This is a genomic window from Microcoleus sp. Pol12B5 (assembly GCF_036701335.1).
Lineage (GTDB): Bacteria > Cyanobacteriota > Cyanobacteriia > Cyanobacteriales > Microcoleaceae > Microcoleus.
The window spans coordinates 48,423-60,879 of sequence record NZ_JAUBQQ010000013.1; the positions used below are offsets into that span (position 1 = coordinate 48,423).

Annotated in this window: 8 protein-coding genes; 2 read left to right on the forward strand and 6 right to left on the reverse strand. The window is 44.0% G+C overall.

All coding sequences use genetic code 11. The features are described from left to right. Positions 1-53 precede the first annotated feature (53 nt). Positions 54-449: a response regulator gene (locus tag QUA24_RS09495; protein WP_333163109.1), complete on the forward strand. Its 396-nt coding sequence runs from the start codon at positions 54-56 to the stop codon at positions 447-449. Continuing rightward, positions 446-3,052, forward strand: a complete 2,607-nt coding sequence (locus QUA24_RS09500) for a PAS domain S-box protein (protein WP_333229104.1) — start codon at positions 446-448, stop codon at positions 3,050-3,052. The genes QUA24_RS09495 and QUA24_RS09500 overlap by 4 nt, the downstream gene beginning before the upstream one ends. Before the next feature lie 104 nt (positions 3,053-3,156). Here QUA24_RS09500 and QUA24_RS09505 read toward each other — a convergent pair whose 3' ends face one another. The 6 genes from QUA24_RS09505 to tkt all read right to left on the reverse strand — a co-directional run bounded on the left by QUA24_RS09505 (position 3,157) and on the right by tkt (position 12,349). Further along, a complete protein-coding gene (locus tag QUA24_RS09505) occupies positions 3,157-4,245 on the reverse strand; it encodes a response regulator (RefSeq protein WP_333229106.1) in 1,089 nt (362 codons plus the stop codon). A 124-nt stretch (positions 4,246-4,369) separates the two neighbouring features. Further along, positions 4,370-5,872 carry an ATP-binding protein gene (locus QUA24_RS09510; protein WP_333229108.1) on the reverse strand — a complete coding sequence of 501 codons (1,503 nt, stop codon included), beginning with the start codon at positions 5,870-5,872 and terminating at the stop codon, positions 4,370-4,372. A gap of 91 nt (positions 5,873-5,963) precedes the next feature. Beyond that, complete coding sequence (locus QUA24_RS09515; RefSeq protein ID WP_333229110.1) at positions 5,964-6,116, reverse strand: hypothetical protein; 153 nt, start codon at positions 6,114-6,116, stop codon at positions 5,964-5,966. 453 nt (positions 6,117-6,569) lie between these two features. Next, positions 6,570-7,016 (reverse strand): response regulator, encoded by a 447-nt coding sequence (locus QUA24_RS09520; RefSeq protein ID WP_333081177.1) that lies wholly within the window; start codon positions 7,014-7,016, stop codon positions 6,570-6,572. Between the two features lie 48 nt (positions 7,017-7,064). Next, positions 7,065-9,863, reverse strand: a complete 2,799-nt coding sequence (locus QUA24_RS09525; RefSeq protein ID WP_445242592.1) for a PAS domain-containing sensor histidine kinase — start codon at positions 9,861-9,863, stop codon at positions 7,065-7,067. 470 nt (positions 9,864-10,333) lie between these two features. After that, positions 10,334-12,349: a transketolase gene (gene tkt, locus QUA24_RS09530; RefSeq protein ID WP_333208959.1), complete on the reverse strand. Its 2,016-nt coding sequence runs from the start codon at positions 12,347-12,349 to the stop codon at positions 10,334-10,336. Positions 12,350-12,457 lie beyond the last annotated feature (108 nt).

Consider the following 12,457-nt stretch of genomic DNA (forward strand, 5'->3'; position numbering starts at 1 on the left):
CGGTGTACTGCCCATGCGGGTTCACCCTGCCATACTAAAGAAGGAAACTAGCGATGTCTAAATCAGCAATTTTGTGTGTGGACGATGAAGTAGGAGTGTTGGAAAGTCTGGAAATTGAACTGCAACAGGCATTTAACGGTAAATATCTTTGCGAATTTGCTGAAAGTGCTGCCGAAGCTCTGGAAATTATTGAAGAGCTATGTGAAGATGAGGTTAACATTTTAGTAATTGTCTCTGATTGGTTGATGCCGGGAATGAAAGGAGATGAGTTGCTGATTAAAATTCATCAAAAATATCCGCAAATTGTGACAGTGATGCTGACAGGACAAGCCGACAAAGAAGCAATCGAACGCACAAAAAATCAAGCAAATCTTCATGCTTTCATAGAAAAACCTTGGCGAAATCAAGAATTAATTGAAGCGATTAAGTCTGGTCTAGCAAATTTATGAAAAAACCAGTAATTATTTGTGTCGATGATGAGCAGACTATACTCGATAGTCTGGAAATAGACCTGCTGAAAGCTTTTGAAGATAAATATTTAATTGAAACGGCCCAAAGTGGCGAAGAAGCTTTAGAGTTGCTGGCAGAACTTTTAGCAGAACAGTATGAAGTTCCTGTGGTTATTTCCGATCATATCATGCCTAGTATGAAAGGAGACGAACTATTAAGGAGCGTTCATGCTATCTCGCCGAACTGTCTCAAGATCATGCTGACAGGGCAGGCTGATTTGGAGGCGGTAGCCAATGCTATTAACTATGCTAAATTGTACCGATATATACCTAAACCTTGGCAAGGTGATGACTTGAAATTAACTGTCACTGAGGCAATATATAGATATTTTCAAGATAAACAATTAGCTGAAAAACAAATAGAACTTCAGGAAATGAATCAGGAGTTGGTAAAATTAAACCGCAGGCAGGCCATGCTGATTGCCAAACTCCATGAAAACGAAAGTCGCTTGACGCAATATCTAGAAGCTATGCCATTGGGCGTGTGTGTACTTGATGCAAACGGGCAATCTTTCTACGCTAACCAGAAAGCGCGGGATATATTTGGCAAAGGCACTGTGCCGCATATTAATTCAGAGCAAAAAGCAGCAATTTATCAATTCTATAAAACCGGAACTAATCAGAGATGCCCCGTGGAAGAATTGCCAATTATGCGGGCACTTCGGGGCGAAAATGTGCGGACTGAGGGTGTAGAAATTCGTACAGCTAATAAGATTATTCCTGTAGAGAGTTGGGCGACTCCAATTTATGATTCTACAGGCGACATTTCCTATGCAATTATTGCTTTTAGTGACATAACTGAACGCAAGGAAGCTGAAGTGGCGCTAATTCAAGCTGAAGAGAAGTATCGCGGGATATTTGAAAATGCTCTAGAAGGTATTTTTCAGACGACGCCGGACGGACATTTTATCAGTGCGAATCCTGCTCTGGCGGAAATTTACGGCTACGATTCCGCGTCAGAATTGATAGAAAGTATTAATGATATTCAGCAGCAATTATATGTGAAACCGAACCGCCGTCAAGAGTTTCTGGCGCTGATGAAACAGCATGGTACTCTGTGTGAGTTTGAGTCTCAGATTTACTGTCGAGATGGCAGCATTATCTGGATTTCTGAGTATGCGCGCACAGTTTATGATGCTAACGGTGAAGTGCTTTACTATCAAGGTTTTGCTAAGGATATTAGTTTGCAAAGACAGGTGGAAGTGGAACGAATCAGGTTTACTAATGATTTAGAAAAAGCTTTGGCAGCTCAAGAAAAGTTAAATGAGGCACTGTCAGAAAGCAAAAGCCGATTGACTCAATTCCTGGAAGCGATGCCGGTGGGAATATTTGTTGTGGATGGTAAGGGTAAACCTTTTTACATGAATTCTTGGGGCGAAAGGATACTAGCCCAAGGTTTAATTTTTGATGGATGTACTGACCAATTCCCTGAAGCTTATCATTTTTACGACGCTGGAACTAATCAATTGTATCCGAGGGATAGCCAACCGATTGTTCGGGCGTTGCGGGGAGAATTTGTGCGTATGGACGATCTAGAAGTTCATGGGTCGGATCGGATTGTGCCGATCGAGGTTTGGGCGACTCCAATCTACGACGAACGGAAAAACATAGTTTACGCGATCGCAGCTTTTCAAGACATCACAGAACGTTTAGAGGTAGAAACCGAGCGCCGCCAATTCACAGACGAGTTACAAAAAGCTTTAGCAGCGGAAGAAAAATTAACAGATGCTTACGGGCGATTTGTGCCGCACGAATTTCTCCACTTTCTGGGATATGAAAGTATTCTGGAAGTCAAATTAGGCGATCAGGTACAAAAAGAAATGTCGGTACTGTTTTCAGATATCCGTGATTTCACTTCTCTTTCGGAAAGCATGAATCCCGAAGAGAATTTCCAATTTATTAATGGTTATTTGTCGCGCATGGAACCAGCAATTACTGACAATTTTGGTTTTATTGATAAATACATTGGCGATGCGATTATGGCGCTGTTTGATGGCAGTGCGGACCATGCTGTGAAAGCTGGAATTGCAATGCTACAAGAGCTTAACGAGTATAATATTAGTCGTAATCAGGTCGGTTCCCCGCCGCTGCAAATTGGCATAGGAATCAATACGGGTTCTTTGATGTTAGGCACGGTGGGCGGCCAAAGTCGGATGGACAGCACGGTGATTAGCGATGCGGTAAACTTAGCATCCCGCGTGGAAACTTTGACGAAAGAGTATGAAGTTTCGATGTTAATTACTCACAATACTTTTATACAGTTAAACGATTTTTATGATTTGAGGCTGATCGATCGCGTAACAGTTAAAGGCAAATCGCGAATGGTAACACTTTATGAAATATTTGCGGCAGATCCGCCAGATTTACGACAGAAAAAGTTAGAGACAAAGACAATCTTTGAGCAAGCTTTGGTACTATACAATAGTGACAAGTGTGGCGAAGCTATAAGATTGTTTTCGGCCTGCTTAGAAATCAACCCTAATGATAAGGTAGCTCAAATTTATATGCAGCGGTGTCTGAAAGGAGCGATCGCTCCTGCATAATACCATTTTAGAGTTGAGATTTGAGAATTGGGAATGATTTATGCCATAAGGGTTGGGAGTTTGCCTACAGTTGTATTCTTTTTGGAAACTGGTATCATCATTGTTTAGACAGGCAGGGAAACGCAAACTATGGTTTCTTGCTGCGGGAAACTTTCTATTTTAACTTCTCCTCCATGCAATTCTACAAGGCGTTGAACAATAGCCAGGCCCAATCCCAAACCTGCTTGTTGGTAAAGTTTGCGATCGAACTGCCTGTAAGCTTCTAGCTGGGCAATCTGATCGGCAGTCATGCCACGGCCTTGGTCTTTGACACACAGAAAAAAAGTCTTATTTTCCACGAAAGTGCTTAATAAAACAGGCGTTCCTTCTAATGAAAATTTGAAGGCATTGTCCAATAGTTCTTCAACAATTTTTGCGAGTCGGACAGAATCCATAGCTACCGAGGCATCTTGCAAGTTTAATTGTAAATCGTCTGTTCTATTCGCGTGTTTTGCTTGCTGCCGCGCTTTTTGACTAAGTAAAGATTTTACACAGATAAATTCGCTGTTTCGCATCTCCTTTAGCAGTTCGGGATTTGTGGCTGCTATCTCCAGTTCTGCATACAGTAAAAAGTTCTGAATCAGTCGATACAAACGATGGCCGGAAGTTTGAATTTGACCTATCATCTCTAAGATATCGGATTCCTCTAATACCTTATATTCTGACAAAATTAGCTCAGAAAAGCCCAGAATTGCATTCAAAGGAGTCCGCAATTCATGGGGCAGCGACATACTAATATTAGTGCGTAATTCGTCTAGGGTCTTTTGAGATTGTCGGCTAATTGTTTTTTGTTTTTCAAGTCTAATAGCAATGGCTTTGAGCAGTTCTTGCGGCGTACACGGTTTAGTAATGTAATCGTCAGCTCCCAGTTCCATGCCCGTGCGAACGTCAACTTTATCGGCTTTGGCTGTGAGGAAAATAAACGGAATTGTTGCAGTCAAGGGTTCGGAACGCAAAGCTTTGATGACGCCGTGACCGTCTACTTCCGGCATCATCATGTCGCACAAAATTAAATCCGGGATTTGTTCGATCGCCAATTTGATGCCGACTTTGCCGTTAATCGCTCCTATTCCTTCAAAATTCTCGGCTTCCAGCAACTCTAAAATATTCTCTCTAATCGCTTCTTCGTCTTCTATTACCAAAATCTTAGCCACGGTGATAGCTCCTTTTAGTTAGTAGTTTGTTGAAAAAATCTGGGTTCAGACACTTGATAAGTTTGTTTGTTAGGGGCTTAATTAATCGTTAAATGGCGGATATATATAGTTGATAATTCAGTTGTTATTGACTGGGATCGCAAATTAAAGGTAAGGTAATAGTGAAAGTTGTGCCTTTTCCTTCTTGACTGTCGATCGCGAGTTGGCCACCGTGAAGTTCCACAGCCCTCTTCACAATAGCTAAACCGAGACCTGTTCCCGAAATAGTGCCGACATTTGTAGCTCGGTAAAAAGTTTCTAAGATCCGCTCTCGATCGGCTTGCGGAATGCCAATGCCCTGGTCTTGAACTTGGAAAACAGCTTCTTTGTTTTGACAGTTGAGGTGCAAGGAAACTGTACTGCCGGCGGGGGAATATTTGATGGCATTTGAGAGGACATTTCCCAAGATTTGCTGCAGCAGTTTTTCATCCATTTGAGCCTCGCAGTTGCCGCCTTCATATTGAAAGGCGATCGGGTGTTGGTTGCTGTCGTTGAGCTGCTGCTCTTCTACCAGTTGACGGCAAAATTTTTCAAGGTTTAAGGAAACCGGTTGAAACTGCAAGGTATTGGCTTCGATTTTGCCAATTACGAGGATATCTTCTAATAACTCTGTCATGCGTTTAATTGCTAATTGAATCCGCACAAAATGAGTAGATTTTTTATCTTGGGGCCACTGAGAACTGTAATCTTGCAGCAATCCAGCGGAAAATTGAATGGTTGTCAAAGGTGTGCGGAACTCATGGGAAACCATTGTGACAAATTTAGCTCGCAGTTCAGAAAGTTCCTTTTCTCGTGCGAGGGCTTTGAGAATTTCCGCTTCTGCTCGTTTGCGATCGCTAATGTCACGGGCTTCCGCAATCAGCAGCAAAACTTGTCCTGTTTCATTTTTAACAGGTTTCAGTGAGAAATCAACTGTCATAATTTGGTCACTTTTGCCTAACAAGTCGATTTCGCTGCGGAAAAACTCGCCGCGACTTGCTTTGCCGATCGCGCATTGCAATTGTTCGGAAACCTGTGGCGACTGGGCCCAAATCGCCATTTCCCAAATCGGGCGACCCACAATACCCTCCGATCGCAATCCGGAAAAATCGAGGGCTGTCTCGTTGACTTCCAGCACAATTCCTTGGGGAGTCAGCAGCTTGGTTAGCTGAAACGAAGAGTCAAAAATCGCCCGAAAGCGGCGCTCGCTTTCCCGCAGCATTTGAAATGTTTGAGATCGTTCGATCGCATAGCGGATCGTCCGCACTAATAATTGAGTAGTAATTTGACCTTTAACAATATAGTCTTGAGCTCCCAAGCGAACTGATTCGAGGGCGATCGCCTCATCGTCCAAGCCTGTCATTACCACCATTGGCACATCAGGAGCAACTTCTCGCAGGCGAGTTAGCGTTTCCAAACCGCGGCTGTCGGGCAAAGAAAGGTCAAGCAAAACGACATCAAAGGGTTGTTTACACAGTTGTGCGATCGCTTCATGCAGGAACTCAACAGACACCAGTTCCCACTCGACGCCGACAGATACTTCTAACAGTTCTGCAAGCAAATCAGCATCAGCAGGATTGTCTTCTACTAACAGAATCTTAATCCACATAACTTAGACGTTTTTGACTATAAAATTTTTACTCTACCAATCTTAGGTTAAACTTTTTTCCTTTCCCTTACCATTTTCAACTTGAAAATTATTATTTGGGAACTGTCACTACCACCAGCCACCAATCCTCAATCCATCTCACCAGCTTAGCGACTTGACTAAAATCGATAGGCTTAGTGATGTAGCATCGGGCTGACAGGGCATAAGACTTGAGCATCTCTTGAGCGGCTGCTGAGGTTGTCATTCGATTTTAGATTTTAGATTTTAGATTTTGGATTTTGGATTGACTTGCGCGAGATAAATTGGGGGGCTTGAGGATTTTAGATTTTAGATTTTGGATTGATTCCACGGATAAATCTGGGGGCTTGTACCATCAAGAAATTCGCTTGTCATAATTACCACCGGAATCATTTTTAACTTGAGTGTTGAGTTGATTTATATCAATGTTTTTAACCTGTTTTTTAGGCAAAATCAAGTTAAGCAGAATTAAATTAGACCTAGCAGGCGAACCGAAAAGCCTGCTTTATTCAATAAACTCTTGCTGGTACCATATTTTCTACTATTTGCAACTTGTTAAAAATTGGCTGGACGCCAGCTTTTATAAACCCCATTCAGCCTCGCTGAGCAAATAATCCACCAGCAGGATTTCCATAGGTTAAAAATTTTTAGAGCATTCATAAGCAAAGCATCTGTTCGTTTAATTTAGAGGAAGTTTGACGACTGCCAGCCAGAATTCCTCAATTAACCTGACTACTTTAGTAAATTCAACGAAATCTACAGGCTTTGTTATGTAACAGTTGGCGTGGAGGGAGTATGACTTAAAAATATCTTCGGGCGCTGCTGAAGTGCTGAGAATCACTACAGGAATTAATTTTAACTTTGGGTCAGTTTTAATTTCTTCTAGCACTTCAATACCGCTTTTTTTCGGCAGATGCAAATCGAGCAAAATCAAATCGGGACGAGGTACCCTGAGATAAGGTTCTTTTCGGCGCAAAAACTTGATTGCTTCTACTCCATCCTCCACAAAATGCAAGTTATTCAATATTTTACCCTGACTGAGGACTTCTATTGCCAAATCGGCATCGCTGGGAGAATCCTCAATCAGCAAAATCTCTATAGGTCTAACAGTGCTTCGATCGCTCATAACCGGCGTATCCCTTTGAGTATAAAAACAAAATTGAATTTTGAGGCTTCAGGTACTAATTATAGGAATAGTAAAGTAAAAAGTCGCTCCTTTTCCCTCCTGAGATTCCACCCATATCCGACCGCCGTGGCGTTCAACAATGCGCTTGCACATTGCCAAACCTATGCCAGTACCGGAATATTGGCGGCGGGAGTGCAGGCGCGCAAAAATGATAAAAATGCGATCGGCATACTGCGGATCAATGCCAATGCCGTTATCGCGGACACTGAACACCCATTCGCTCTCTTGCCTACGGGCAGCGATATGAATCAACGGGATATCTTGGCGACAAAATTTGATGCTGTTGGCGACCAAATTTTGGAATAATTGCACCAGTTGAAATTCATCCGCCATCACGGTTGGCATCACGTCGCAGGTGATTACAGCTTTTGTTTCGGCGATCGCAATTTGCAAATTGCACATAGTTTGCTTAACCACAGCGTTGCAGTCCGCCTGCTCAAACTCCTGACCCCTCGTTCCCAGGCGTGAATACGCCAACAAATCGTTAATTAACTGCTGCATTCTCGTGGCGCCATCGACAATATAATGAATATACTTATCTGCGCGATCGTCCAAATTTCCTTGATAGCGCTGGGCAAGCAATTGAGTGTAACTGGTAACGGCTCGGAGCGGTTCTTGCAAATCGTGGGAAGCCACATAAGCAAATTGTTCTAATTCCTCGTTGGAACGCTTCAAATCTTCTGTAAGTTGCAGCATTTGCTGCTCTGCTTCTTTGCGGCTTGTAATATTGTAAACCAAGGAACAACAAGACAGCAGATTACCCTGGGAGTCCATGACTGGACTGGTAGACATATCAGTCCAAATATCTTTGCCATCCTTGCTTTTGAATTTAAATTCGTGTTGTTCACGAATACCTTGCTTGCGTCGCTCGACATTATCAATAGCTTGTGGCTGTTCCGCTTTGTCCATGAAATCAAAAAGCGATCGCCCGAACATTTCTAATTCATTATAGCCGAGCATTCGCGCCATTGCGTGGTTCACGTAAGTCGTGAGACCATTACTATCAATTACCCAAATGCCTTCTTCTGCTAATTCAACTATTTGTCTGTACTTGAATTCACTTTCCTGCAAAGCTGTTTCAGTTAGTTTGCGCTCGGTGATATCTTTCATAAAACAGTGGTTGCCGTTAAATATTCCTTGTTCGTCCCAAGCTTTTACCATTGTTACTTGCTTGTAAAAAAACGAGCCATTTTTGCGGACCCCTCTAGCTTCTACTTCTACTTTGCCAGAAATGACCATTTCCTGATAAGCTGAGAGCATCATCTCAACATCGCCCGGATGTACGGTGAGCTGCCATTTCATGCCAAGCATTTGTTCCGGTTCGTAACCGCATTTATGAGCGTAAGCTCGGTTAACCTTCACGTAGCGCCCCTCAATATCTAGCCGTGAAATGCCTTCCACCGCATTTTGCATGGCACTGGTTAGGTCACGCAGTTCTTTTTCAGCTTGTTTGCGATCGCTAATATCCTGACCGATACCCAAAAAACCGTTAATATTTCCGTTACTATCAAATAAGGCAGTCACCGACAGCAGCACCGGAAACCGCGAACCATCTTTGCGAATGTAAGTCCATTCATTTTCGTCAGCGATTTTCCGGGACGGCAAGGCAAATAATACTTGAATTCCCGGCTCTATTTTCACTCCCCATTCTTGAGAAAGAACTTCAGCTCTTTGAGCGACCTCCAGAGGCTCGTGAATTATTGCTAGCGTGACTTTTCCGACCACTTCTTCTAGCGAATAACCTAAAAGTTGCTCTGCCGCCCGATTAAATGTTTTAATTGTACCGTTGGGATCTGTAGAAATAATTGTGTAGTTAGCGCTATTAAGAATTGCATTTTGCAGTTGCGTCAATTCCAACAAAGTGAGCGCAATTTTTTCCCGGTAGGCTATTTCTTTTTGCAATTGGTGGTTAGAAATTTCGATTTGAGCAGTGCGCTCAGCAACTCTGTGCTCCAGAGTTTCATTGAGCAGTCGATTTTCCTCTTCGACCTGCTTGCGTTCTGTAATATCAGTAATAGTACACACATAATTTTTAACCTCCCCATTTTCTCCGATTTGACCGACAGATTGACCGAATACCCAACTGATTTGAGTGTGATGAATGCCTTGAAAGCGGTACTCAGATTTAAATGGCAATTTCTCATGCGCGGCGCTATACCATTCAGAAAAAACCCGATCGCGGTCGTCTGGATGAATGCCTTGCAACCACCCTTTGCCCAAAGCTTCATCACAGGTAATTCCCGAAATTTGACACCAGCGCTCGTTGACATACAAGCAGTCTCCTCCAGCATCTGCATAAAATATTCCCACCGGCGAAGCTTCAGTTAAAGTTTGATAGCGAGCTTCCGTTTCTCGGCGTTCAATTATTTCTTTTTGCAGTATTGAATCGATCATCCCTAATTGAGTTGGACTCAGGAGAGTTAATGCTTGGGGAACGAAAGGGATTAATGCAAATGCGGTGTAACCAGAAATCGCGGCGGTAATAATTTTTAGAATGCCAGAAACCCAATAAACAGGATGCCAAAGCGTCCAAACTTCCATTATATGAGTAGTGCCGCAAGAGATAATAAAGGCTGCAAGCAGCCAAAAGATGTTGCGGAAGGGCAAGTCTTTTCGCTGACCGATAAAATAATAAATTAACGAGAGGGGTATTGAATAGTAGGCCAGGGCAATGATAGAGTCTGACACTATGTGGAGCGCGACTAGCTCTCGCTGCCAAAGGTAACAGTAGCCTTGAGGAATATAATTCCCGGTGAATAACAACTGATTTAAAAAATTCCAAATCATAAATCGAATGAGTAATCGGGAATGGGTAATCGAGAATTGGTAATTGGTAATTGGTAAGCGGGAATTGGTAATTGGTAATTTAATCCAATGACTTATAACCTATCTCAAATTTTTGAAATATACAGCCTTGGACCCAGCGGGCGGTAAAAACCCCGTTTCTGGCTAGATGCCTCATTGCCAAACCGAATATTGTCGTAGGGAACTGGTTTTTCTTCCGTAAGCCTTAATATAGCAATTCTCAATGATTCGCGATGTGTAGCGAGCTCTAGGTTGGGTAGAACGAAGTGAAACCCAATATTCCGATTTTAGATTTTAGATTTTAGCTTTTCCTTCCTTCTTCCTTCTTCCTTTTCCTTCTTCCTTCTTCCTTCTTCCTTCTTCCTTCTTCCTTCTTCCTTTTTCTTCTTCCTTCTTCTATAAAAAATGGGGCGAGCTCGAAGCCCGCCCCACCAAAAATTATGCTGCTGCTATTAACCCAACAGCGCCTGAGCCTTAGCTACCACATTATCAACGGTGTAGCCAAACTTTTCTAAAGCAACGGGGCCCGGTGCAGAAGCGCCGAATCTGTCAATACTGAGGCTATCGCCTTCAGAACCCAAATAACGTCCCCAGCCGAAGCTAGAACCTGCTTCAACTGCCAACCGCTTAGTAACAGCTTTCGGCAGTACAGATTCGCGGTAAGAGGCATCTTGTAAGTCGAACAATTCCCAGCAAGGCATCGAAACTACGCGCACTTTATTGCCTGCAGCGCGCAATTTTTCAGCGGCATCAACGCAGAGGTAGGTTTCGCCGCCGGTGCCGATTAAAATGATGTCGGGAGTGCCCCCGTCGTCGGACAAAATGTAAGCACCTTTGGCTGTTCCTTCGATCGAGCTTCCAGCCAAGTTAGGCAAGTTTTGGCGCGACAAAGCCATTAAAGTTGGGCGGGTGCGGCTTTCAACTGCCACTTTGTAAGCGCCGGATGTTTCATTACCATCCGCAGGGCGCATTACCAACAAATCGGGAATTACTCGCAGAGAAGCGATGGTTTCCACGGGTTGGTGAGTGGGGCCGTCTTCGCCCAAGGCTACGGAGTCGTGAGTCATTACATAAATAACTCCAGCTTCCGATAGTGCAGAGAGGCGAATTGCTCCCCGCATATAGTCAGCAAATACCAAGAAAGTAGCGCAGTAAGGAATTAAACCGCCGTGCAGTACCATACCGTTCGCGATCGCACCCATGGCGTGTTCCCGCACACCAAAGCGCAGGTTACGTCCTTCGTACTGACCTTTTTGGAAGTCTTTTTCACCCTTGAGCAAAGTCATGTTAGAAGATGCCAAGTCAGCGGAACCGCCGATCAGTTCAGGTAACACACCTGCCAAAGCATTCAAACATTTTCCAGAATGATTCCGAGTCGAATCGGCTTTATCTTCTGCCTTGTATGTCGGCAAAACTTTATCCCAACCTTCAGGAAGTTTGCCGGCAACGCTGCGCTCATATTCTGCTGCTTCTGCAGGATATGCTGCTTTATAAGCATCAAAAGCTTTCTGCCATTCTTGCTCAGATTGAGCACCGCGATCGACTGCTTTGCGGAAGTGTGACAAAGCATCATCAGGAATCTCAAACGGTGCGTGTTCCCACTTCAAGAAATCACGAGTTGCTTTCACTTCATCGGTACCCAAAGCAGCACCGTGAGAACTGTAAGAATTGCGCTTGTTAGGAGAACCGTAACCAATAACTGTGCGGACTTTAATCATGGACGGTTTGTCCGTGACTTTTTTGGCTTCTTCAATAGCTTTGTGAACTGCTTCTAGGTTAGTATCTTCGTCTAGAGCGGTATTGTCTACTGTAATGACGTGCCAATTGTAAGCTTCAAAACGCTTGCCCACATCTTCAGTAAAGGCCAAGCTTGTGTCGCCTTCAATAGAAATGTGATTGTCATCGTACAAGGCAATTAATTTGCCGAGTCCGAGGTGTCCGGCCAAAGAACAAGCTTCGCCAGAAATGCCTTCCATGTGGCAGCCGTCACCCATGATGACATAGGTGTAGTGGTCAACAATTTTATGGTCGGGCTTGTTAAACTTAGCAGCGAGGTGAGCTTCTGCCATTGCCAAACCGACGGCATTAGCAATTCCTTGTCCGAGGGGGCCGGTGGTAACTTCTACGCCTTCGGTGACGAAGTTTTCGGGGTGTCCGGGGGTTTTGGATTCCCACTGACGAAATTGCTTGATGTCGTCGAGGGTGACGCTATCGTAGCCGGTCAAGTACATGAGGGCGTACTGTAGCATACAGCCGTGGCCGGCGGAGAGGACGAAGCGATCGCGATTAAACCACTTGGGGTTTTTGGGGTTGAACCGCATGAACCGATCCCACAGCACAAAAGCCATAGGGGCAGCGCCCATCGGCAGTCCCGGGTGTCCTGATTTTGCTTTTTCTACCGCATCGATGGCCAAAAAGCGGATAGAGTTGATGCAGAGTTCTTCGAGTGATTGGGTTGCAACAGCCATAATTCTGGTTTTTATATGTTAAGAGAGAGTGTGTGTGGTCGATTCTGACAGAGGTGCGATGAGCCGAGTTCGATCGCTCGCGTTTCTGCTGTTCAGTTTCTATGGAAC